This is a genomic window from Bacillus sp. ChL18 (genome assembly GCF_026241425.1).
In the GTDB taxonomy this organism is placed as follows: Bacteria; Bacillota; Bacilli; order Bacillales; family Bacillaceae; genus Bacillus; species Bacillus velezensis.
Genome location: NZ_JAPHWE010000001.1, coordinates 391688 through 412285, shown reverse-complemented (window position 1 = coordinate 412285; position 20598 = coordinate 391688). Strand labels below are relative to the sequence as shown.

The 20598-nt window shown below is 42.3% G+C and carries 25 protein-coding genes, 6 pseudogenes and 1 other annotated feature; of the genes and pseudogenes, 8 read left to right on the top strand and 23 right to left on the bottom strand.

All coding sequences use genetic code 11. The features are described from left to right. Window positions 1–58: 58 nt before the first annotated feature. The gene (locus OQ477_RS02255) at window positions 59–673 is read right to left on the bottom strand and encodes a helix-hairpin-helix domain-containing protein (protein WP_020956097.1); all 615 of its coding nucleotides are present in this window, start codon (window positions 671–673) and stop codon (window positions 59–61) included. 58 nt (window positions 674–731) lie between these two features. On the opposite strand from OQ477_RS02255, the gene comER reads away from it, so the two are divergent. After that, window positions 732–1553 (top strand): late competence protein ComER, encoded by an 822-nt coding sequence (comER, locus tag OQ477_RS02250; protein ID WP_265971257.1) that lies wholly within the window; start codon window positions 732–734, stop codon window positions 1551–1553. A 68-nt stretch (window positions 1554–1621) separates the two neighbouring features. On the opposite strand, the gene OQ477_RS02245 is transcribed toward comER, so the two are convergent. From OQ477_RS02245 to OQ477_RS02210, 8 genes are read right to left on the bottom strand one after another with little or no spacing between them, the layout of a single operon-like run. Beyond that, window positions 1622–2359 (bottom strand): class I SAM-dependent DNA methyltransferase, encoded by a 738-nt coding sequence (locus tag OQ477_RS02245; RefSeq protein ID WP_265971256.1) that lies wholly within the window; start codon window positions 2357–2359, stop codon window positions 1622–1624. After that, window positions 2356–2712 carry a ribosome silencing factor gene (gene rsfS, locus OQ477_RS02240; RefSeq protein ID WP_007408260.1) on the bottom strand — a complete coding sequence of 119 codons (357 nt, stop codon included), beginning with the start codon at window positions 2710–2712 and terminating at the stop codon, window positions 2356–2358. Before rsfS ends, OQ477_RS02245 begins: the two co-directional genes overlap by 4 nt. A 23-nt stretch (window positions 2713–2735) precedes the next feature. Further along, entirely contained in the window at window positions 2736–3290 is a 555-nt protein-coding gene (yqeK, locus tag OQ477_RS02235; protein ID WP_265971255.1) for a bis(5'-nucleosyl)-tetraphosphatase (symmetrical) YqeK, read from the bottom strand. Beyond that, on the bottom strand, window positions 3280–3849 hold the full coding sequence (locus OQ477_RS02230) for a nicotinate-nucleotide adenylyltransferase (RefSeq protein WP_007408258.1): 570 nt from the start codon (window positions 3847–3849) through the stop codon (window positions 3280–3282). Before OQ477_RS02230 ends, yqeK begins: the two co-directional genes overlap by 11 nt. 10 nt (window positions 3850–3859) lie before the next feature. After that, window positions 3860–4150, bottom strand: coding sequence for a ribosome assembly RNA-binding protein YhbY (gene yhbY / locus OQ477_RS02225; protein WP_003152858.1), 291 nt, complete (start codon window positions 4148–4150; stop codon window positions 3860–3862). After that, entirely contained in the window at window positions 4144–4986 is an 843-nt protein-coding gene (aroE, locus tag OQ477_RS02220) for a shikimate dehydrogenase (RefSeq protein WP_003152856.1), read from the bottom strand. The genes yhbY and aroE overlap by 7 nt, the downstream gene beginning before the upstream one ends. Window positions 4987–5005: 19 nt before the next feature. Then, entirely contained in the window at window positions 5006–6106 is a 1101-nt protein-coding gene (gene yqeH / locus OQ477_RS02215) for a ribosome biogenesis GTPase YqeH (protein WP_033574151.1), read from the bottom strand. A gap of 2 nt (window positions 6107–6108) precedes the next feature. Continuing rightward, entirely contained in the window at window positions 6109–6627 is a 519-nt protein-coding gene (locus OQ477_RS02210) for a YqeG family HAD IIIA-type phosphatase (protein WP_007408254.1), read from the bottom strand. A gap of 357 nt (window positions 6628–6984) precedes the next feature. Between OQ477_RS02210 and OQ477_RS02205 the strand changes: the two genes are divergently transcribed. Further along, entirely contained in the window at window positions 6985–7125 is a 141-nt protein-coding gene (locus OQ477_RS02205) for a sporulation histidine kinase inhibitor Sda (protein ID WP_003152850.1), read from the top strand. Window positions 7126–7257: 132 nt separating this feature from the next. Here OQ477_RS02205 and OQ477_RS02200 read toward each other — a convergent pair whose 3' ends face one another. The 3 genes from OQ477_RS02200 to OQ477_RS02190 all read right to left on the bottom strand — a co-directional run bounded on the left by OQ477_RS02200 (window position 7258) and on the right by OQ477_RS02190 (window position 9003). Further along, window positions 7258–7392 (bottom strand): hypothetical protein, encoded by a 135-nt coding sequence (locus OQ477_RS02200; RefSeq protein ID WP_254894354.1) that lies wholly within the window; start codon window positions 7390–7392, stop codon window positions 7258–7260. 75 nt (window positions 7393–7467) lie between these two features. Beyond that, entirely contained in the window at window positions 7468–8199 is a 732-nt protein-coding gene (locus tag OQ477_RS02195; protein WP_265971254.1) for an SGNH/GDSL hydrolase family protein, read from the bottom strand. Between the two features lie 69 nt (window positions 8200–8268). Further along, the gene (locus tag OQ477_RS02190; protein WP_007612700.1) at window positions 8269–9003 is read right to left on the bottom strand and encodes a polysaccharide deacetylase family protein; all 735 of its coding nucleotides are present in this window, start codon (window positions 9001–9003) and stop codon (window positions 8269–8271) included. Between the two features lie 234 nt (window positions 9004–9237). Here OQ477_RS02190 and OQ477_RS02185 point away from each other — a divergent pair, with 234 nt between their 5' ends. Beyond that, window positions 9238–9864, top strand: coding sequence for a TVP38/TMEM64 family protein (locus OQ477_RS02185; RefSeq protein WP_265971253.1), 627 nt, complete (start codon window positions 9238–9240; stop codon window positions 9862–9864). A 38-nt stretch (window positions 9865–9902) separates the two neighbouring features. On the opposite strand, the gene OQ477_RS02180 is transcribed toward OQ477_RS02185, so the two are convergent. After that, entirely contained in the window at window positions 9903–10280 is a 378-nt protein-coding gene (locus tag OQ477_RS02180; RefSeq protein ID WP_101669818.1) for a GNAT family N-acetyltransferase, read from the bottom strand. Beyond that, window positions 10246–11502, bottom strand: coding sequence for an MFS transporter (locus OQ477_RS02175; protein WP_265971252.1), 1257 nt, complete (start codon window positions 11500–11502; stop codon window positions 10246–10248). Before OQ477_RS02175 ends, OQ477_RS02180 begins: the two co-directional genes overlap by 35 nt. Before the next feature lie 46 nt (window positions 11503–11548). Continuing rightward, window positions 11549–11779 (bottom strand) — a binding site (T-box leader). Window positions 11780–11960: 181 nt separating this feature from the next. Here OQ477_RS02175 and sigK point away from each other — a divergent pair. Further along, entirely contained in the window at window positions 11961–12683 is a 723-nt protein-coding gene (sigK, locus tag OQ477_RS02170; RefSeq protein WP_007408248.1) for an RNA polymerase sporulation sigma factor SigK, read from the top strand. Between the two features lie 61 nt (window positions 12684–12744). On the opposite strand, the pseudogene OQ477_RS02165 reads toward sigK, so the two are convergent. From OQ477_RS02165 to OQ477_RS02145, 6 genes and pseudogenes are all read right to left on the bottom strand, one after another. Beyond that, window positions 12745–12930 (bottom strand): annotated as a pseudogene (locus OQ477_RS02165) (DUF2634 domain-containing protein); the annotation flags it as partial. A gap of 100 nt (window positions 12931–13030) precedes the next feature. Then, entirely contained in the window at window positions 13031–13729 is a 699-nt protein-coding gene (locus OQ477_RS02160; RefSeq protein WP_265971250.1) for an aspartate/glutamate racemase family protein, read from the bottom strand. Between the two features lie 94 nt (window positions 13730–13823). Beyond that, window positions 13824–14093, bottom strand: a complete 270-nt coding sequence (locus OQ477_RS02155; RefSeq protein WP_265972406.1) for a DUF2577 family protein — start codon at window positions 14091–14093, stop codon at window positions 13824–13826. A gap of 55 nt (window positions 14094–14148) precedes the next feature. Next, a pseudogene (locus tag OQ477_RS02150) lies at window positions 14149–14267 on the bottom strand (recombinase); the annotation flags it as partial. A gap of 139 nt (window positions 14268–14406) precedes the next feature. Further along, window positions 14407–14549: pseudogene (locus tag OQ477_RS21015) on the bottom strand (class II fumarate hydratase); the annotation flags it as partial. Continuing rightward, window positions 14539–14646, bottom strand: coding sequence for a winged helix-turn-helix transcriptional regulator (locus tag OQ477_RS02145; RefSeq protein ID WP_076982971.1), 108 nt, complete (start codon window positions 14644–14646; stop codon window positions 14539–14541). The gene OQ477_RS02145 and the pseudogene OQ477_RS21015, both read right to left, overlap by 11 nt. Window positions 14647–14863: 217 nt before the next feature. On the opposite strand from OQ477_RS02145, the gene OQ477_RS02140 reads away from it, so the two are divergent. The 3 genes and pseudogenes from OQ477_RS02140 to OQ477_RS02130 form a co-directional block, all read left to right on the top strand. After that, window positions 14864–15706: a sialate O-acetylesterase gene (locus OQ477_RS02140; RefSeq protein WP_265971247.1), complete on the top strand. Its 843-nt coding sequence runs from the start codon at window positions 14864–14866 to the stop codon at window positions 15704–15706. Further along, entirely contained in the window at window positions 15703–16230 is a 528-nt protein-coding gene (locus OQ477_RS02135) for a PadR family transcriptional regulator (protein ID WP_007408246.1), read from the top strand. The genes OQ477_RS02140 and OQ477_RS02135 overlap by 4 nt, the downstream gene beginning before the upstream one ends. 499 nt (window positions 16231–16729) lie before the next feature. Then, window positions 16730–16854 (top strand): annotated as a pseudogene (locus tag OQ477_RS02130) (sigma factor-like helix-turn-helix DNA-binding protein); the annotation flags it as partial. On the opposite strand, the pseudogene OQ477_RS02125 reads toward OQ477_RS02130, so the two are convergent. Together OQ477_RS02125 and OQ477_RS02120 are read right to left on the bottom strand one after the other, a co-directional pair. After that, window positions 16853–16981: pseudogene (locus tag OQ477_RS02125) on the bottom strand (recombinase); the annotation flags it as partial. The pseudogenes OQ477_RS02130 and OQ477_RS02125 overlap by 2 nt on opposite strands. A gap of 379 nt (window positions 16982–17360) precedes the next feature. Beyond that, window positions 17361–18596 (bottom strand): cytochrome P450 family protein, encoded by a 1236-nt coding sequence (locus OQ477_RS02120; RefSeq protein WP_265971244.1) that lies wholly within the window; start codon window positions 18594–18596, stop codon window positions 17361–17363. A gap of 456 nt (window positions 18597–19052) precedes the next feature. Between OQ477_RS02120 and OQ477_RS02115 the strand changes: the two genes are divergently transcribed. After that, window positions 19053–19613 carry a TetR/AcrR family transcriptional regulator gene (locus OQ477_RS02115; protein WP_265971243.1) on the top strand — a complete coding sequence of 187 codons (561 nt, stop codon included), beginning with the start codon at window positions 19053–19055 and terminating at the stop codon, window positions 19611–19613. Between the two features lie 162 nt (window positions 19614–19775). Here OQ477_RS02115 and OQ477_RS02110 read toward each other — a convergent pair. Beyond that, window positions 19776–20450: pseudogene (locus OQ477_RS02110) on the bottom strand (response regulator). Window positions 20451–20598: the final 148 nt, after the last annotated feature.

Here is a 20598-nt window from a genome sequence, read left to right as displayed (position 1 = left end):
CCTCCAAAAAGTCTTGTTGCTTTTCTAAGTTTACATAGATTTAAGCAGAACCGTCAATTCACTTTACTGTAATGGAAGTTTTTATCCGCTCAAATGACTTTTCTCCAAAGCCTGATACATTCATCAAATCTTCAGCAGTCTGAAACCGTCCTTTTTCTTCTCGGTAGGCGATAATCGCTTCCGCTTTTTTCTGCCCCACCCCGGAAATCGCCTGAAGTTCGTCCAGAGATGCCGTATTGATATTGACAGCTGCATTCTCCTTCTCACCCGCTGCTGTTTTCGGGCGATTCTCCTCTTCGCCTTCACTCGGAATATAAACAATCGTCCCGTCCTGCAGCTGCTCTGCTAAATTAACATTCAATTCATCCGCCTTTTTCTTCAGGCCGCCGGCTTTTTCAATGGCTTGAGTCACTCTGTCTCCCGCTTTCATTTCATACACGCCGGGATTTCGGACCGCGCCTTTCACATCAATCATAATCTTGTCGTCTGCGGTGTCTTTTTTGTCCGCGACGGATGCTGAGGCTGTTTGGCCGAGCACGGACTGCTGTTTGACCGGCTCTTCCTTTTCAGAACGAAACAGCCAAATGCAGATAAAAACCGCCCCTGCTACAAGACAAGCGCCCAGAATTTTCAGGTTCCGCCGCAGCCGCTCCGTCATCATCGCTTTCGTCATATTGCATTGCCTCCCCGCATAAGGTTTAGAGGATTAAGGGAAAAAGGAGGGGAATTCATTGAAAATAGGCTTTATCGGCACCGGAAACATGGGAACGATCCTGATTGAATCGTTTATCGAATCAAACGCTGCCGATCCCTCATATATCACCATCACAAACAGAACAATCGAAAAAGCATTAAAACTAAAAGAACGTTTCAGCGGCATCCATGTCACCGAGGATCAGGAAAAGCTCGTACAGGAAAATGAAATAATATTCATTTGTGTAAAACCGCTGGATATATATCCTTTGCTGAAGAAACTCACACCGCATTTACGGAAAGATCACATTTTAATCTCCATTACCAGTCCCGTTCAGACGGATCAGATTGAACATACGGTTCCGTGTCAGACGGCCCGCGTCATTCCGAGCATTACGAACCGCGCCTTGGCCGGCGTCTCGCTTGTTACGTTCGGCAAAAGCTGCAGCGAGTCTGCAAAAGCGGATATTCAAACGCTGTTCACTCATATCTCAAAACCTGTAGAAATCAGCAGCGGCATTACAAGAGCGGCGTCAGACATTGTCAGCTGCGGGCCCGCTTTTATGAGTTATCTCGTTCAGCGCTTTATTGACGCGGCAGTGGAAGAAACGGACATCACCAAAGAAGAAGCAGTGATTATGTCGACGGAAATGCTTGTCGGTCTCGGAAAGCTTCTGGAAACAGGGCATTACACGCTTCCCGCCTTGCAGGAAAAAGTATGCGTAAAAGGCGGCGTCACCGGGGAAGGACTGAAGGCTCTCGAAAGCGGTGTTCAGGATATGTTCAACCGTGTCTTTCAGCGTACACATGACAAATACGATGAAGATATATCGTTAGTGAAGAAGCAATTTCACGTGTAACTGAGTATGCCATAAAGTGCTTTATCTCGCCAATCGCAAAAAACGCATTTTAAAAACCATCGTTCCGTTTAAACGATGGTTTTTGGTTTGCCTGCCGTGAAGAAAAGACGTTCAGACTCTGTTGAAGGAGGCCGGTCTGTAAAATCAGCCGTCACCTTCTTCAGTTCAAATCCGGTCTCTGCAAGCATTTGTTCATATTCTTCAATGTAAAATGTTTTTTGCTCATGCGTCTCGTCATAACGGTCATAAGATTGTCCGTTCCATACGAAAAAGGACATATCATGGATGACAGAAAGCTCTTCATCGCCGGCAAAGCTTTGCCAGATATAGCTGATCTCCTCATCCTGATCCGCATGGGTGCTGTCCGGAAAAAGCTCCGTCATTTTATATGGGGAATGGACGTCAAACAGAAGCAGGCCGTCCTCCTTCAAAACTCGAAAAACACTTTTGAAGGTGCTTAAGACATCATTTTTCGTTTTTAAGTAATTTAGGGAATCACAGCAGATGACTACAGCATCAAACTGTTCTTCAAAACCGGAAAGCTCTCTCATATCCTGCTGGAGAAAAAGAATCGGCTTTCCCGTTTTTTTCTGCTGGGCACAGCTCAGCATATCTTCACTCAAATCAATCCCCGTGACTTCGCAGCCTTTTTCAGCAAGCCTGATGGATATCTCTCCTGTTCCGCAGGCAAGATCAAGCACCCTTCCCTTTTCCGGAAGAGACGCTTCGATCCAGCCCGCCCATTCATCATACGGCGCATGTGACATTAACTCGTCATATACGCCGGCGAAGCCTTGGTAAATCATGAGTTCAAGCCGAGCTCAAGCTCTGCGAGCGGCGCGTCGCCCCATAGCTTTTCAAGATTGTAGTAGCTTCTTTCATCTTTATGGAAAACGTGGACAATAACATCGCCGAGATCAACTAAAATCCAGCGGGCCTCATCAAACCCTTCCATCTTTTTGACATCAATGCCGTTTTCTTCTGCCTGATCTTTAATTTCACGCGCAATTGCCTGAACCTGCTTATCAGAATTCCCGTGGCAGATTAAAAAGTAATCCGCTATAAGTGAGATTCCTTCCATGTCCAGCGCTAAAATATCTTCTGCACGTTTATCGTCGCATGCTTTTGCCGCGATTTTTAATACGGAAGCTTGATTCATTCTTCAAATTCCTCCTGTCAATTTTAAGACACCAGCCAATTATAGGTTGCAAACGTCTCCGGAAAGACCGGCTGGTTTTTTTTCATCAGAAATATCATTGTATTTTTCATTGCTTGTATGAGCGCTTCGTTCAGATCTGTTTCCGCCAGACGGCGCACCTCTTCCACTCCGGGAAAATGGCGGCCGGGTTCAATGTAATCCGCAACGTAAATGACTTTGTCTAAAAGGGTCATTCCGGGACGCCCTGACGTGTGATAGCGGATTGCATCCAAGATCTCAGGATCAGTGATCCCCGCTTCTTTCTCAGCCAAATACGCTCCCACAGGGGCATGCCACAGCTCGGCATTGTAATCCAAGAGCTCAGCCGGCATTTTTTCCCGCACGATGATCTGCTTCATTTCTTCTTTCGGCCGGAATTTCGCATAATCATGAAAAACAGCAGCCATTTCCGCTTTTTTCGGGTCTGCTCCGAACCGGCCTGCGAGAATAACCGCCGTATCTGTCACGCCGATTGTGTGGATGTAGCGATGCTCGGTCAGCTGTTCTTTGACGCAGGCAAGTGCTTCCTCACGATTCATATAAATCATTCTCCTCTATATACTGCCTCACTTTATCCGGCATTAAGTATTGCGTCGGCTTTTTTGCTTTGAGACGTTCTCTCAGCATCGTTGACGAAACGTCAAATTCCGGAACGTCGGCAAAAAGCAGCGGGTACGGGGTCTCAATATGATACCCCGGACGCCGCACTCCGATAAATTGAATGAGCGTGAGCAATTCGTCCAGTTTGTACCATTTCGGCAGATATTCAATCATATCCGCCCCGATAATAAAGAAAAGCTTGTCGTTCGGGTGCCGCTCCTTCAGTAAACGGACAGTATCATAGGTATAAGAAGGGCCTTTCCGGTCCATTTCCGCAAGCTCAAGCTTAAAGCCGGAATTCGAGCTGATGGCAAGCTTCAGCATCTCCACCCGGTGCCGGCTGTCTGTAAAGTCTTCATTCTGCTTATGCGGAGGGATTTTATTGGGCATAAACCAAATCTCATCGAGCTCCGCCTGATGAAGGACTTCATTAGCCATCAGAAGATGTCCGTTGTGCGGAGGGTCAAATGTGCCCCCGAATATTCCGATTTTCTTCATGTTAACCACCTTACGGAAGCTCGATTTGTTTATTTTCCTTTGATTCCTTATACAATACGATCGTATTTCCGATCGTCTGCACCAATTGTGAGCGGCTGCCTTTCACAAGGGCTTCTGCGACATCATTTTTATCGTCTTCGCAGTTTTGAAGCACGCTGACTTTAATCAGCTCTCTTGCTTCTAAAGCCTCGGCAATCTGTTTCACCATGTTTTCGTTGACTCCGCCTTTTCCCACTTGAAAAATAGGCGTTAAGTGATGCGCTTTTGAACGCAAAAACCGTTTTTGTTTTCCTGTTAACATTGTGTTCCTCCTAGTTTTCCTTCAACAATCGCTCTCATTAAGCCGCTGTCAGGCTCCTGTTCCGTCCACAGCTTGAAAGACAGTGCGGCCTGTTCCACAAACATGCCGACACCGTCAAGGGTTGTTAAACCTCTTTTTTCAGCTTCTTTTAAGAACGCCGTTTGAATCGGGTTGTATACGATATCACAAACGATGGCGCCCGTTTTGGCCCGTTCCAATGAGAGCGGCACGGCATCCGTTTTCGGATACATGCCGACAGATGTTGTATGAATAATGACGTCATATTGTTCAAGCTGATTTTCAGCTTCTTTTAAAGTAAGGGCGCGTTTCTGCTGAAAAGAGGGAGCAGCCGCAATCAGACTTTCTGCTTTTTCCGGCGTGCGGTTGCAAACGTCAAATTGTTTCGGCTCTCTGCGGACGATCGTCGTAAAAATCGCTCTTGCCGCTCCTCCCGCCCCAATCATAAGGATGGAGAGCTCTGATATCGGTTTGTCCAATACTTTGACTAAGGATTTATAAAACCCATCTCCGTCAGTATTATACCCGATGAGCCTGTCTCCCTCTCTTTTGACGGTATTTACGGCCCCGAGTACTTTCGCGCTTTCATGTATTTCATCCAGATGCTCCATGATCGCGACTTTATGCGGGACTGTGACGTTCACTCCGCAGATGCCAAGCGCCTTGATTCCGTTAACGGCGTCCTTGAGATGATGAGGTTCCACCTGAAACGCAAAATACTGCCCGTTGATGTTCTTATCTTGCAAAGCCGCGTTATGAATATCGGGTGACATTGAATGCCCGATCGGATTTCCGATTACTCCGTACAATTGTTTCATGCTCCCTCTCCCCTTCTCTCTATATTAATGAACGGCGGACAAATACGTGTACGCCTTTCGGAGCGTATGCCGTTATTTTTTTATCTGCTTGCTGCACCGTGACCCAGCCGAGACCGGAAAAAACGATATCCGTCTTTCCTTCTTTAATCGAAAACGTATGGGGTGTAAGCTCCGGAAATTCATCCAAATGATCTTTTCCGGGCGGGGTAAGCAGTTCTCCCGCATGCTTTTCGTATAAGGCATCAGCATTTTCAAGCTTTGTTCTGTGAATCATCAATTCATTCGGCATATAGCAGACAAACGCCGTTTTATCGCCTGATACATAGTCAAACCGGGCAAGCCCGCCGAAATAAAGCGTTTGTTTTTCATTCAGCTGAAAAGTGCGCGGCTTCAGTTCTTTTTTCGGTGTCAGCACCTTTAAGTCACGCTTGTCCACGTAATGCGCCATCTGGTGATGGTTAATGATTCCCGGCGTATCATAAAGCGCAGATCCGTCATCAAGCGGGATTTCAATCGCATCAAGCGTCGTGCCCGGAAATTGAGAGGTGGTAATAATATTCTCTTCCCCTGAGACCTCTTTAATAATCCGGTTGATAAATGTGGATTTGCCGACATTGGTACAGCCCACCACATACACATCGCGGCCTTCGCGGTAATGTTCAATGGCGTCAATGACTTCTTTCATCCCTTGTCCGCGGGAAGCGCTGATTAAAAAGACATCAAGGGGTTTTAAGCCGTATTCTTTCGCTTCGCGTTTCATCCATTGAACGAGCCGTTCCCGTTTTACGGATTTCGGCAGGATATCGGCCTTATTACCGACAAGAATGATCGGATTACCGCCGACAAAGCGGTTCAGCCCGTTTATCCAGCTTCCGTTAAAATCAAAAATATCAACGACTTTGACAATTAGAGAGTCAGTATCGCCGATTGTGTGCAAGATATTTAAAAAGTCATCATCCGTTAATGAAACATCTTGAATTTCATTGTAATTTTTCAGTCTGAAGCAGCGCTGGCAGATGACATTCTCCTTTGTGAGAGATGCCTTTGGCGCGTATCCGAGACCTTGTTTATCCTCGGTTTGGATCGTTACTCCGCAGCCGATGCAAACAACCTTTTCCATTTCTAATCCTCCCACTGAATATGGCCTTTACGTTTCAAAGAACTCAATATTCTCCGTTCAATCCGGCGGTTAAAGCGCGTCATGACTCCGTCAGAGGAAGCGACAGGCACGACGAGGATCGTATGATACCCGTTTCTGTTTCCGCCGAGAACATCAGTAAGCAGCTGATCGCCGATGACCACACAGTCTTCTTTTTTCAGATCCATGCTGCTGACGGCTCTTTTAAAGGCGCGCCCCATCGGTTTTCTTGCCTTATAAATAAACGGTATGCCAAGCGGCTCCGAGAATAATTTCACTCTTCGTTCATTATTATTGGAGACGATCGTGACTTTAATGCCGTGCTCCTTCATTTCTTCAAACCACTCGATTAATCGAGGTGTCGCACTCGGTCTGTCCCACTCCACAAGCGTGTTGTCAAGGTCTGTAATAATCCCTTTCACATTGCGTTCTTTGAGCTTTTCCGGTGTGATATGAAATATATTTTTCACAAATTCGTCAGGTAAAAAAAACTTTTTTAACAAAACCCGCACCCTTCCTTTTCTTTCTATCATCTATATGTCGAAACCTGTCAGATTTAAAAACAAAGTCGGACACAGTAAAAAAATTTCGACAAAAATTGGGTTTCTTCACCAGTTGTGGATAAAATTACACACATTATCCACTCTTATTACATCCGGATTTATCCAGATTATAAACAAGATACTAACAAGTTATCCACGTACGAGTGTGGATAACAGAACGATTGTTCTTATTTGTATTTCATGGTAGATTAAAGATAACCTCACCATGATTGAAACGCAACCTTCCATCATATGCTTGCGTCTGATGATTGATTACAATTGTAAGGAGGTGCCACTCCCATTAATTGGGTCCCCGGCATGAGAAAGCTTTCTGATGAATTACTAATAGAATCTTATTTCAAAGCAAATGAAATGAATTTGAGCCGTGAATTTATCGAGTTAATTGAAAACGAAATCAAAAGAAGATCGCTCGGACACATTATTTCCGTTTCTTCTTAAAAAGAAAAAAGTTCCCGGGCGAATTTCCTTTTTTTACTCAGATGACTGATATTATATCACTTCGGTTATGCGCATTACTACCACTTTCAACAAAAAACACCCCTAAAATAGAGGTGTTTAAGAGGACGGCTGCTATATATTGAACCAATACAGACCGCCCAGGACGAGAATGACGACGAGCAGCACAACAAAAAATGCGTACCAGTACCCCGCATTCACCCGAGGAGGCGGGCATACAGGATGTTGCGGAGGGAAACCGCGGTTCATAGCAATCGCCTCCAAAAAGATGTTTTTTCTACAGCCTATGAAGCAGAAGCAAAACGGTTTAGGCAGCTGACGGCGTCAGCGTTCCAAAACCCGCCCATTTTTTATGCCTTCAATTAAGATTCTGGCGCCTTTTGGCGTCATATGATTTCCGGAAGGATCTATCAGTCCGGATTGGATCAGCGCCCGGTCTGTATCTTTGCCGCCGTCCGCGCGTATAAAGTGTTTCCAGTTATCCACCAGCGGCACTTTCAACTCAGCTGCAACCTGCCTCGTAACGCTGTTATAGGAATTATGCCATTTTCTCGCACCGCCTTTTTCTTTAAAGGCTGAGGCTTTATATCTCGAATAGTAATAGAGATGATGCGTTCCGTTTCCTTCTATAACCGGGATGCACGTCATTAAAATCGGCTTTATGCCGTGATTTCTGCTTTCGTTTATGAAATAAGTCAGGTTTTCTTTAAACCGTTTCTTTGATACCCGCGGCTGATCGCCCGTCAAAATGCCCGCATCATTTGTTCCGAACATGATAAATAAATATCGGGGCTTACGCTCCAGCACATCGCTTTGAAAGCGCAGGCGCGCATCCTCAGTCGTCTGGCCGCCTATTCCCGCATTTATAACCGTAAGACGGCCGCGTTCCGCTGTTTTTAAAATATTTACCCACTGCTGCGCCTTCGGATAATCACGATAATCCCAGTTGGAACCGCGCGTATTGCTGTCGCCGAATGCGACAACACTTTTTTCTTTGCCCGCGGCGCATCCTGATAACAGACAGATTATCGTAATAAAAAGAACAGCAAACTTCATTTTCTCTCCCCCCAAACCTTACCTCCTATGGTACACATCTCTTTGGCGGCTTTCAACGCGGCGCTCTCTTTACTGGATATGAAAAGGACCGGAATCCTGTCCGATCAAATCCGAAACCTTAACAAACGTGTAGCCCTGCTTTTTCAGCTTGGGAATGATTTCTTTCAAAGCCTCAACCGTCTGGCGCCGGTTTCCTCCGCCATCATGCAGAAGAACGATATCTCCATCTCTGGCATGTGAAACAACGTGCCTGACGATTTTTCCTTTCCCGGGCCTTTTCCAGTCTCTCGGGTCTTGGTTCCATGACCACATGATGATATGATAGCCCTCTTTTAAGATGCTTTTGAAAGCCGTATGATTCAGCGACCCTCCCGGCGGGCGGAATAACTTGTCTCCTTCCGGCTGAAGCGATGTGATATGATGCGCGGAGCTGTGAAGCTCTTGTAAAATGTCTTTGCGTTTCAGACGGTGAAAATAAACATGGTTCATCGTATGGTTGCCGATTTCATGCCCTTCTTCAACGATGCGTTTTGCCGTTATGGGGTATTTGTCTATACGGCTCCCGACACAAAAAAAGGTTGCTTTAACATTGTGCTGTTTCAGCACGTCTAACACAGCCTCCGTATAGACAGGATGGGGGCCGTCATCGAAGGTTAAAGATAGTTTCTTTTTTTCAGACCTTATATCCCAGTACACGTTTCCCGTTTTCTCCATGTCACTTCTTTTTAAAGATTTCGCATCGGCGGACACGGCAGTGAGACTCGTGAGGACGCATATCATGATGATCAGATGAAAGCATCTCAACGTTTACACCTCCAGTAAACACTACTGTTAACGTGTCCCCTTTTATAAAAAATCATTCTCTGCATCAAATGATGCACATCACCCGCTTCCCGCTTGTTTTTGTCCAAATCCGGGTGCAGCCTTTTCTCATCAAACGGCAAATGCTGATAAACAAATACGCTTATCGGACAGCTTATTTTAATAGAAGGAGATAGATTTGTGCTGTATACTAAATGAAAAGAGGTGAACGTGCAGATGATAAAAAAGGGATTCAGTCTTGCCGTCATCATTGCTGTCGTGATGATCGGCTTTATGCAAAAAGACGTCTGGCTCAGCATGATTCGCGCGGGCGGCATGTGCGCCGTGCTTATGAGTATCCTTCTGGTCGCAGCTGACGTATTTTTTCCGATCGTTCCATTCGCCATTATCGCGGCCTTAAACGGAGCGGTTTTCGGGATTGTAAACGGGGTGTGGATTACATTGTCAGGCGCGATGCTCGGAACAATGGCATTGTTTTTTCTCGTCCGTTACGGATTCAGAGACTGGGCCAGAAAAAAGCTGATGGCTTACCCGGCCGCAGCCCAATATGAAGATTCATTTCATCAGCACGCGTTTACGGCGGTGCTTTTCGGGCGGCTGATTCCGATTATACCGTCGCTTGCCATGAATACCGTCTGCGGGCTGAGTAATATCCGATGGCCGATCTTTTTTTCTGCGTCGGTGCTCGGCAAAATTCCGAACATTGTGATCGTGACCGTCGCAGGCGCTTCATTTACAAGCAACAAACTGCTGTCTTTCGGGATTTACGGAATGTATATGCTCGTCTTAATGGCGGTCATTTATAAGAAGTTTCCCGGACTTTTAAAAACAACGAAAAAATGAAGCGCGTACCGCCCCCTATTCCGGCGGTACGGCTCCTCTCATTCTGAACCGACCACTACCATATTTTTCTTTCTGTAAAATGACAAAGCCGCTCTGAAAAACTGCCTCACGTATTGATGCAGTTTCGTTCCGCAACCCCTTCCCCTCTGCTGCTCAGTCATATAGTAAAGGTGCACATAACCGATTTTTTGGCTGCGGTAAAATTTGATGGAAGCTTCAAGCTGTCCGATCGGCTGCCCGTTATGAAAAAGCAGCATAAAACCGTCGGGAAAGCATTTGATTTGGGATGACAGCCACCTGAGATATTCATCCTTATTAAAATGATCCGCCGTGCCAAAGCTGACGAAAAACGAATCCTCACGAAATGAAACGGCCGTCTCTTTATGTTTGTTTAAATTGATCCGCTTGAAATACATCAGGAGTCCTCCTTTTTGCGGCCGCAAATAAGAACGAGCATAAAACGGCTGCCAACGCCAGCATAACAGCAGTGCCTGCGATGACGATGCCGCGGACGGAAGAACTGACAGAAGCCGCTCCGAAAACCGCCGTTACCACTATAATGAAGATAGCTTCGACTAATGAATAAAAGCTCCCCACTCTCCCCATGATGTCCACCGGAACATTCTTTTGATAAAACGTCAGAAAGCCTGTATTGGCAAACGCCAGAAAAAAAGCGAGAAGGAAAAATCCGAAAGCAGCCGTCCAAAAAACGTCAGAAAACGCATAAATCATATATCCGGCCGCTGTGAATAAAGAGCCCATTCCCATTAATAAAGAAGCCGGTATTTTTTTATTAAAGAACACATTGACAAGCGCCCCCGCAATAATGCCTGCCCCTGAGACACTGACGAGAAAACCGTAATCGGCATCAGTCAGCTGAAGAACCTCTTTTGCAAAAGCGGCTTCAAGCGAATCAAGCGCTGATGGCATAACGGTCATAACCAGACTGAATAAAAAATAAATGATCATGACGTTTCGCGCTGTTCGGCTGAAGCGATAGACGAGCTTCCAATCTTGTTTGTAAACTGCCAAAGAAAGCTTCTGTGCGGGAGAATGTACGTGAGGCCCATTTTCAAGGTTCGGCAGCATCATCGTGATGAAACCGGACAGCACTAAAGCCGCCGCATTCAACCAAATCGCAAAAATCGGCGTGCCGACGATAAAAAGCAGCCCGGCCGCAGCCGGCCCGAGGAGAAAAGCCCCTGATTCCGACAAAGCCCTTAGTGAATTGAATCGTTTTCTCCTTTCAGCCGGGATAAGCATCGTCACATACGCCATGGAACACGGACGAAACATCGCATTGGCCATTTGAATCAAAAATACGATACAATAAACGGAAAATAAAGACTGTGCAGTAAACATCAGCGGCAGAACGGCAATGAATGCAGCCCGGATGAAATCAAGCGACATCATCATATTCCGTTTGTTACACCGGTCGATGATGCTGCCAGCCCACCCATTTGTCATCAAAACAGCCGCAGGCCTGATCAAATAAAGGATGGAAACCGCAAAAGCAGACTCCGTTTCTTTTAAGACAATAAGATTAAGAGACAAAAAATAAATCCATTCACCAATATTTGCTATCCCGATTCCGGTTAACAGAAGCATCGGGTACCGCCAAGACTTCAGGTTTTTCATCTTATCCCTCCCTTAGAAATAAAAAACGCCCTCAAGACAATAAAGTCTTGAGGACGGGAAACAGCCCGCTATGCCACCTCAATTCGGTTTGGTGCCGGCCTTGCCGGGTACAAAGCTTACTCGGTAACAGGAGTATCCGCCGCATCATCCTCGTTTTTCATGATTCCGATGCGAAGCTAAGAGGTTTGTTTCAACACATCCATTCATACTCCTTCACAGCTCCCGGAGCTCTCTGTCATGAATGATATCTGTCTACTCGTCTCTTCAGCGCTTTTCAGTTATGTTCTTTTCGCCCTTACTTTTTTTAACAATATACAGGCTCAATCAGCAAAAATCAAGAGGCTGTAAGAAATAAAACCCGATTTTGATTAATTTCCCTGTACAGACACAAACAGCCCTACCGACACATACAGTTACATATAGGCGATTGCCTACATAACTTTGTGGAGGTGAGGACGGTGACAGGTGTTTTTGCAGCGCTCGGGTTTATTGTGAAAGAACTTGTGTTTTTAGTATCATACGTGAAAAATAATGCCTTTCCACAACCGCTCTCAAATAATGAGGAGAAAAAATACTTAGACCTTATGGCTGAAGGAGATGAACACGCCCGCAACATGCTGATCGAACATAATCTCCGTTTAGTCGCCCATATTGTGAAAAAATTCGAAAACACGGGAGAGGACGCAGAAGATCTGATCTCCATCGGTACAATCGGGCTGATCAAAGGAATTGAAAGCTATTCAGCCGGAAAAGGCACGAAGCTTGCCACATATGCCGCACGATGTATTGAAAATGAGATTTTAATGCATCTGCGCGCATTGAAAAAAACGAAAAAAGACGTCTCCCTTCATGATCCGATCGGCCAGGATAAAGAAGGGAATGAAATAAGCCTGATCGATGTCCTCAAGTCGGAAAGCGAAGATGTGATCGACACTATTCAGCTCAACATGGAACTTGAAAAGGTCAAAAAATATATCGACATTTTAGACGACCGCGAAAAAGAAGTCATCGTCGGCCGCTTCGGGCTTGATTTAAAAAAAGAAAAAACGCAGCGCGAGATCGCAAAGGAGCTCGGCATTTCAAGGAGTTATGTGTCGCGGATTGAAAAACGCGCATTGATGAAGATGTTCCATGAGTTTTATCGAGCGGAAAAGGAGAAGCGGAAGAAGAAGGGAAAGTGAGCGAAAAGCCGGATCTGACATCCCGGCTTTTTCTAATATATCTTTTTCAATCATGACTTTAAACAGAATATGCGTAGCGCTCAGTATGAAGGGATAAATATACAAACTGTTTAATCGCGTCAAGGCCTGTGAAGAATTCATTTGTGATACGGCCATTTTCAAAATCTATTTTGTAGGTTTGAGAGGTCCCTATGACTTCGCTGTCATCTTCAATATCATCAAATTCAATTTCTGAGGAAAGGGACATGATAAGATCACTCCTATAACGTTCCTCCATTTATTGATTGAATGAACCATAATAAAAACCGCTCCTAAAGAGCGGTTTTAACATATAGGAAGTAATCATTCTAAGAAGAAATCGAAAGGGATTTATTTACTGCTTTTTGAGCATGGATTAAAGTCGTATCAAATAATGGCACTTTTGAATCCTCTGCCTTTACTAATAGTCCAATTTCAGTGCATCCAAGAATAATTCCTTCTGCTCCTCTATCCACCAAATTATTTATGATCTTCTTATAAATGTTTTTGGAAGACTGTTTAATTTCACCCAGACATAGTTCTTGATAAATAATATTATTTATTAATTCTCTTTCATCATCATCAGGAACAATGACATTAATATCATGAGACGCAATACGTGATTTATAAAAATCTTGTTCCATCGTATATTTAGTACCAAGCAATCCTACTGAGCGAATGTCTTGTCTAATAATTTGTTCTGCAGTTGCATCGGCAATATGCAAAATAGGTATAGTGATCATTTCTTGGATATATCCAAGAACTTTATGCATAGTATTTGTACATATTACAATAAAATCTGCACCTGCTTTTTCTAATGATTTTGCAACTTGACCTAAAGCTTCACCTGCTTTATCCCAAGCTCCTATGGATTGATAATGTTCAATTTCCTTAAAATTAACACTGTATAAAAGGCATTTTGCCGAGTGAAGCCCTCCTAACTTCTTTTTTATTTCTTCATTGATAATTCGATAATACTCAGCTGAAGATTCCCAACTCATTCCGCCAATAAGACCAATAGTTTTCATAACTCACCTCGGATGAAATTTTTCAAAATATTATAGTTATTCTATAGCATAGATTAGGTCTTTACAATTATTTATTTTTTCAGGATTATTATCATTAAATTTTATCGAGAATAAAAAATGATTGTCCGCCTTTTAAGGAGAAAACCATCAAATTCTCACCCATTTTCAGTTCTTCATCTTCTCCAGAGCGCAACCGTTTAGGAATAATAATCAAATCAGCAGGTATTATTAATTTGTCATTTTCATTAAGCCTTATTTCAATAGATGAAACGGAAATCACTTCAGCCGGCATAATATCCACCGGTGACTCACATTCAATAAAGTCAGAATATAGAAAAAGAGATGTGACAGTTATGAAAATCATTTTTCTCATTCGTTACTGCATTTTGATATCAAATGACTTGACTTATAAGTCTTTAACTTGCGTCCTCTCTCAAACGATTCAACGCCGGACGCTCTAAAAAGCTCCTCAGAAAATCCTTCACAGGCATATTTCAGTCCCTGCTTTCTTTATGCAGACCTCGATCTGGCTGCCGATGCTCGAGCCCTTGTTCCTCGGTTGATAACCTTACAGCTAATGGCTATCATCCTGAAGTTTGTCCTACTGAGGTGATTTTCAACGGTGGAAAAAAGAAAAACTAGTTACTGATTAGTAACTAGTTTTTATCTTAAAAGATTCAAATATTAGGTTTCAGATTTTCTGGTTTAACCATCTCATCAAATTGTTCTTCCGTTAAAATGTAAGTTGCACGCAGTCTTTTTAGCATTAACCCTTCCTTATGAACAAACTTGGAATTTTCGAATAATTTTCATACCCGATAAGGTTCTAATTCTCTAAGTTTTCGTATCAATATCCTCTGTGTAATCCATGGGATTAACCTTTTAAGTTCATTAATCCTAACTGTTTTATTAGACAAAGCTTACAGATCGAATTTCATGGCGCCTATCGATTTTGCAATTTCTGGATCTTGGTACGACCCGAAAAGACTTTCTCCTTTATCAAGGGTGGAAATTTTTTCGATATCCTCTAAGCTCAACAAAAAAATAAAACCTAGTTGAAACTTTACAAGACAAGCTGAATGGACTATAGTCTAATTAGACTAAAATATTGATGTAAAGAAGTGAAAAAATTAGATGATAAAGTCTTTTTTAATGTTGGGGCAGTCGAATATGGCGGGCCGTGGATTTTTGAATGAAGTAGACCCTATCTATAATGAAAAAATTAAAATGCTGCGCAATGGACAGTGGCAAATGATGACAGAGCCGATTAATTACGACCGTCCGGTTTCCGGCGTTGGCTTGGCGGCATCTTTTGCAGATGCTTGGTCGAAAGCTCATCCCGATGAAGAAATTGGCTTGATCCCTTGTGCGGAAGGTGGCAGTTCATTGAATGACTGGCATCCGGAAGGCATCCTTTTTCAGCATGCTTTGTCCGAAGCCCGCTTCGCCCTCCAGTCCAGTCAAATTTGCGGAATCCTTTGGCACCAAGGTGAGAGTGACAGTTATCGTTCGCTGCATGAATCTTATTACGAGAAATTAACTCTTATCATCGAGACGCTAAGAAACGAGTTGGAATTAGATGAGGTACCGTTGATTATTGGAGGGCTTGGTGACTTTCTTGGGAAGACTGGTTTTGGACAGCACGCGACTGAATTTCGACAGGTTAATGAACAATTGCTGCGTTTTGCCAATGAACAACATAATTGTTATTTTGTTACTGCGACAGATTTGACTCCGAACCCTGATGGCATTCATTTAGACGCAGCTTCACAACGCAAATTCGGTTACCGCTATTTCGAGGCTTTTTCGAAAAAGCACCATATCCTGAAACCCATTTCGGGAGAGGAGCAATCACTGAAAGTGAATGGTGACTATTCTAAAACAGAACAGATTTACCTTCATAGTATGGATTTGGCTTCGGGTAAAATCACGTACGCGGAATTTGAGGCGCGGATGGCGAAGGTGATGAAACCATGATTCCCTTACTTATCCTTGGCTTGCTCATCCAAAACCCCGGAGCTCACGGCTATGAACTTCTGGCCTTAATGGAAAAACGTCATTACAAATACATTGTTAACTTCACGAAAGGTTCATTTTATTACAATCTGCAGCAACTTGAAGAAAAGTGTTTGATTGAACAGATTCAGCAGAAACCCTCAACCAGCGGGCGTGAAATCCGTAACTTTAACGTCACAGAATCGGGAAGGGCAGAATTCGAAAAATTAATGATCAAATACGGCACCAAATCGGAATATGTGAACCTGCAATTTTATGGGGCGTTACTCTTTGCCGATGAATTCGACAAAAATAAATTACTGGATCTGATCCAATCACAAATCGATCAGACTAAAACTCGAATCGAGCTCCTTGATGAATACCTGTCCATCACTCAAGAAATTCCCGGCACAATCAATTACTTTCGCCGTATGAATGAAAATTCCCGTTCACATCACTTGGTTAATTTAGAGTGGTTCGAAAAATTGAAAGCAGAAATAGAGTGAACTATTGCATAATAAAAAAATGCAATGTTACATATATAAGAATATTAGTTATCTACATATAAAACCTGTGTCGCAGATATCTCGTAACATCATTGATACAGGTTTTATACCCCTTCTTTAATTAAACCGGCTAATAGGGTTGTCAACACTTGCCCCAAACAAGAGCAAGTGAGTCTGCTGCGTGTTCTTCTTTTTCAATCAGTATGAATAACCGCTTTTTACACCTATTCAGTATTCAAGTAAGTCAACTGATTTTTCTCCTTCTTCCGCTAAACTGCTGCTTCTTCGAATAAGTAAAAGTGATCTCCCTTAAGGAGGAATCACTTCCTCTAATTGAACAAGCAGTGAAGGTGAACATCGTTCTCGACATAACTAAAATTTTTTATATACCTCTGCGTAAGCAACTTTCAATTGATTGATATTAAACCCCTCCAACAAGAAAACTCCGTTTAACAATCCATTTCATTTGGATAACCCTTCACCTTTTGGACTTTTTCCCCGCGAAAAGGAAGTCATCGTCGGCCGCTTCGGGCTTGATTTAAAAAAGAAAAAACGCAGCGTGAGATCGCAAAGGAGCTCGGTATTTCAAGAAGTTACGTGTCGCGGATTGAAAAACGCTCATTGAGGCATCCTTCCTCAGGCCATTCAAAGCCGGACGTTCTAAAAGCTCCGCAGAAAATCCATCAACGGCATACTGCAGCACATCCTTAGTCCCTGCTTTCTTTATGCAGGCCTCGATCTGGCTGTTAATGCTTGATCACTTGCTCGGCTGCCCCCCCATATATTACCACCACCCTGGATCTTTTTCCTTTAGAGTTTTATTAAATATTGACAGCATTTGTCAGCTTGCGGTCCCTCGATGATTATTACCTTCATAAAATGCATATTGCTATGTAATAACTGTTTGTCCTGGGTTATTTTAAATTAGGTGAAAAACAAATAAAAAAACACCGATAGTAGGAAACCATTGGTGTTTGCAAGACATTTTCACGCCCAGTAAGCTTAAAACTTTGTTTTTGAAAAACTATATAAACTAATATTTTTTTATGTTGATTGCAACAGTTTAATGATTTAGTTTTATTGAGGAGTAAAAACGACATAAGTTTGAAGATTACATGTCCACCAAAAGATTAAAAACTGACCGGCAGTTCTTCGAGTGCTCTCATCAGAAAATTCCCTTTCCATTTAATTTGTTCCTTTTCGCCTTTTATCTGTATATTTGGACAGCGGCGTAATAAGGTGGAAATAGCAATCTTTGCTTCTAACCGTGCAAGCTGTGCACCAAGGCAAAAATGGCTGCCGTGACCAAAAGCAATGTGACGGTTGTTCTTTCTTTCAATATCAAATATGTCGGCATTTTGAAATATCTTTTCATCACGGTTTGCTGATGCTAAGGAAATGATGATCACGTCTTTCCGTTTAATCTCCTGCCCATGCAGTATAAACGGTTCGGCCGTCCAGCGAATCGTCGTTAACTCAACAGGGCTGTGAAACCGCAATGCTTCTTCTATAGCTGAATTCATCAAGGCCGGCTGCTGACGGAGCTTCTCTAGTTGATCATGGTGACACATCAGAGCATATGTCATATTGGTGATTAAGTTTACAGTTGTTTCATGACCTGCAACGATAAGCAGCACAATCATCGAGTACAATTCTTCTGTACTTAATTGTGTGCTTTCACTTTCCGCTTGAATTAATGCACTGATTAAATCTCCTGCAGGCTCGCTCCTTTTTTTACGAACTAAGTATTCCAGATATTCAACAAATTCCCCTAACAAATGGTCATTCTCCTGAAGTCTTTCAGGGGCATCTGAAAAATCAATGATCGCTTGCGACCAAACTCTGAATTTTTGACGGTCTTCTAGGGGAATGCCAAGCATTTCACTTATCACGATAATCGGCAAAGGAAACGCATAATCGTTTACCAGCTTCATGAATTTGCTGGGCTGTACTTTATCCAATAAAGAATCTGCTATATGTTGGATTCTGTCTTCCAACTGCAAAATCATCCGATGAGTAAATGCTTTCTGAACAAGAGTCCGCAAGCGATTGTGATCAGGGGGATCTGAATTAAGCATATGCTTTGTTAAAGGCTCTTCATTCTTCAATAGAATAGGATGTTTCTCTTCTTTTGCGGTAATTACATTTTCATAGTTTTTCTTTAATTTTTCGTTCTTTAATAAATGTATTGCATCATCATATCTCGTTATGAGCCAGCCTTCCCCCAGAGTTCCTAAAGATAATGGGTAGAGAGGGTGTGATTTTCGAGAATCTTTATAAAAATCATATGCTTCATCTTTAAATGCTCTGGAAGACAATTGACTTTCCGTCAAAATGGTTACACTCTTTTTCGGTTTTGAAGACATTCATTCAACCTCCATCTTCATAAGTGTTATGATCATCTTTAAATATCAAAAGAGAAATCTAATTATATGTTTGAAGGACTTTTCTTTTAAAACCCCAACAACAATTTCACCATTCTGAATACCAGCAAAACAGAAATGCTTTTTAAAATATGCTTTTGTTAGTACTTTATGCATTTCAAAAATAAATGAACGATCTTTTTTCGTATTTTACAGAAAATCCATAGAAGGATATTGATTGAAAGATTCATAAAATAGCCTTGCCACTTTGTTTAATTCATCAGCTCTTGCTTGTCGATAAAGAAACATTGATACACCTCCTTTTCAAATAAACATTTTTTGACTCCTGAACACATGTTCATTATAATGGTAAGAAAATTTGAGTATCAATCTGCAATTTAGCTGTACATGTACATTAATGAACATGCAAAGCTAAATTGTATATTAACGGAGGACACTATGGGGGACAGACGCTCAATCAAGACAAAAAGTGCTATAAAACATGCCTTTTTAAAGTTGCTTCTAGAAAAAGAAATCAACAAAATAACTGTTTCCGACTTATCTAAAAAAGCCGATATAGGACGAGGCACCTTTTATCTTCACTACAAAGATGTTTTCGACTTATATGAGCAGATCGAAGACGAAATATTTGAACAGCTAGGAAGCATTTATGACGCATCTTTTCCAAGTGATGATCCAATGAACATGCTGACCTTTATAGAAAAAACTACAGAATACATATATCAAAACGTCGAAATTTTCACATTGTTAACAAAACCAAAAATGAATGTCCTTTCAATCAACAAACTTAAAGCGTTTTTCAAAACGAAAATGATTGAGGAATTGAGCGTGATACGACAATTTGCAAAATCCATTACGGAAACCGAGAAATTTGAAACAACATTTATCGTTTCAGGTGTAGTAGGAATTATAGAGGAATGGATTAACAACGGGATGATACAAACACCTGCTTGTATCTCCAGTATAATTCATCAATTGTTATTAAAATTTGAAGATTAGCATGCAAAAAGGTAACGAATTGTCTATTGAATATATTTTTTCGTCTTTAATGCGGTTATTGTAAGCCTTTTGTTTCTTGACAGATTTTAAACACACAAAAAAATACCAAGGGGCTCAAAACCTTTGGTATCATGGTGATTAAATTTAAATAACATCTTTCAATTATTCAACTACCCCTTTTCGTATGGCAAATACTACGGCTTGTGTACGATCTTCAACACCAAGTTTTTGAAAAATGCGATGGACATGTGTCTTTACTGTCCCTTGTGAGATATGAAGAATGTCCGCAATTTCTGAATTTCTCCGGCCGTAAGCCATTTGCTGCAATACATCGGTTTCGCGTTCAGTTAAGGGTTCGGGCAAGTCTGAAGGTTTGGTATCATTTTGTTCATTATTCCTATCTTCACTAATAGCTTGTGCAAGTGCCTTACTAGCCATTGCTGTTCGGTAAATCGCTTGACCTTGGTTAACCCAACGAATACCATCTAGAAGTTCTTTCGTATCGGTATCCTTTAATAAATAACCAACAGCACCGGCTCGAATGCCATCAAATACATAATCTTGGACATCGAATGTTGTAAGAAGCACCACTTTGATATAAGGCATTTAATCAAGAATGTTATAAGTAGCTTCTATGCCTGTCCCATTTGGCATTTGAATGTCCATAAGGACCACATCAGGATTCGTTTTTTTTGTAATCTCTATCGTTGTTTTCCCATCAGCTGCTTCACCAACAACTTCCATGTCTGCTTGTGAATCAATGATATATTTTAAAGCCTGACGGACAATAGGTTGATCATCAGCCAGTACGATTCGAATCTTATTTTTTTCATCCATTTCCTATTTCCTCCCACAAAAGAATAAACTCATTTTTTACGGATTATGTATATCATGATGTGACCTTTTTTCAATTGGGAGTGTTATCTCAATACAAAGACCATGCGGTTTCACTGAAGTAAATGTACACATCCCTCCATGATGTTGA

Bases quoted from the DNA above. Each gene is read 5' to 3' on its own strand.
- OQ477_RS02160 (WP_265971250.1), bottom strand. From the start codon at position 13,729: ATGAAAACTATTGGTCTTATTGGCGGAATGAGTTGGGAATCTTCAGCT.
- OQ477_RS02140 (WP_265971247.1), top strand. From the start codon at position 14,864: ATGATAAAGTCTTTTTTAATGTTGGGGCAGTCGAATATGGCGGGCCGT.
- yqeH (WP_033574151.1), bottom strand. From the start codon at position 6,106: ATGGAAAAGGTTGTTTGCATCGGCTGCGGAGTAACGATCCAAACCGAG.
- OQ477_RS02195 (WP_265971254.1), bottom strand. From the start codon at position 8,199: ATGAAGTTTGCTGTTCTTTTTATTACGATAATCTGTCTGTTATCAGGA.
- aroE (WP_003152856.1), bottom strand. From the start codon at position 4,986: ATGAAACAATTGTACGGAGTAATCGGAAATCCGATCGGGCATTCAATG.
- OQ477_RS02115 (WP_265971243.1), top strand. From the start codon at position 19,053: ATGGGGGACAGACGCTCAATCAAGACAAAAAGTGCTATAAAACATGCC.
- OQ477_RS02245 (WP_265971256.1), bottom strand. From the start codon at position 2,359: ATGATTTACCAAGGCTTCGCCGGCGTATATGACGAGTTAATGTCACAT.
- OQ477_RS02205 (WP_003152850.1), top strand. From the start codon at position 6,985: ATGAGAAAGCTTTCTGATGAATTACTAATAGAATCTTATTTCAAAGCA.
- OQ477_RS02200 (WP_254894354.1), bottom strand. From the start codon at position 7,392: ATGAACCGCGGTTTCCCTCCGCAACATCCTGTATGCCCGCCTCCTCGG.
- yhbY (WP_003152858.1), bottom strand. From the start codon at position 4,150: ATGTTAACAGGAAAACAAAAACGGTTTTTGCGTTCAAAAGCGCATCAC.
- OQ477_RS02120 (WP_265971244.1), bottom strand. From the start codon at position 18,596: ATGTCTTCAAAACCGAAAAAGAGTGTAACCATTTTGACGGAAAGTCAA.
- rsfS (WP_007408260.1), bottom strand. From the start codon at position 2,712: ATGAATCAAGCTTCCGTATTAAAAATCGCGGCAAAAGCATGCGACGAT.
- OQ477_RS02230 (WP_007408258.1), bottom strand. From the start codon at position 3,849: ATGAAGAAAATCGGAATATTCGGGGGCACATTTGACCCTCCGCACAAC.
- OQ477_RS02185 (WP_265971253.1), top strand. From the start codon at position 9,238: ATGATAAAAAAGGGATTCAGTCTTGCCGTCATCATTGCTGTCGTGATG.
- OQ477_RS02155 (WP_265972406.1), bottom strand. From the start codon at position 14,093: ATGATTTTCATAACTGTCACATCTCTTTTTCTATATTCTGACTTTATT.
- yqeK (WP_265971255.1), bottom strand. From the start codon at position 3,290: ATGAATCGTGAGGAAGCACTTGCCTGCGTCAAAGAACAGCTGACCGAG.
- OQ477_RS02255 (WP_020956097.1), bottom strand. From the start codon at position 673: ATGACGAAAGCGATGATGACGGAGCGGCTGCGGCGGAACCTGAAAATT.
- OQ477_RS02135 (WP_007408246.1), top strand. From the start codon at position 15,703: ATGATTCCCTTACTTATCCTTGGCTTGCTCATCCAAAACCCCGGAGCT.
- OQ477_RS02175 (WP_265971252.1), bottom strand. From the start codon at position 11,502: ATGAAAAACCTGAAGTCTTGGCGGTACCCGATGCTTCTGTTAACCGGA.
- OQ477_RS02180 (WP_101669818.1), bottom strand. From the start codon at position 10,280: ATGTATTTCAAGCGGATCAATTTAAACAAACATAAAGAGACGGCCGTT.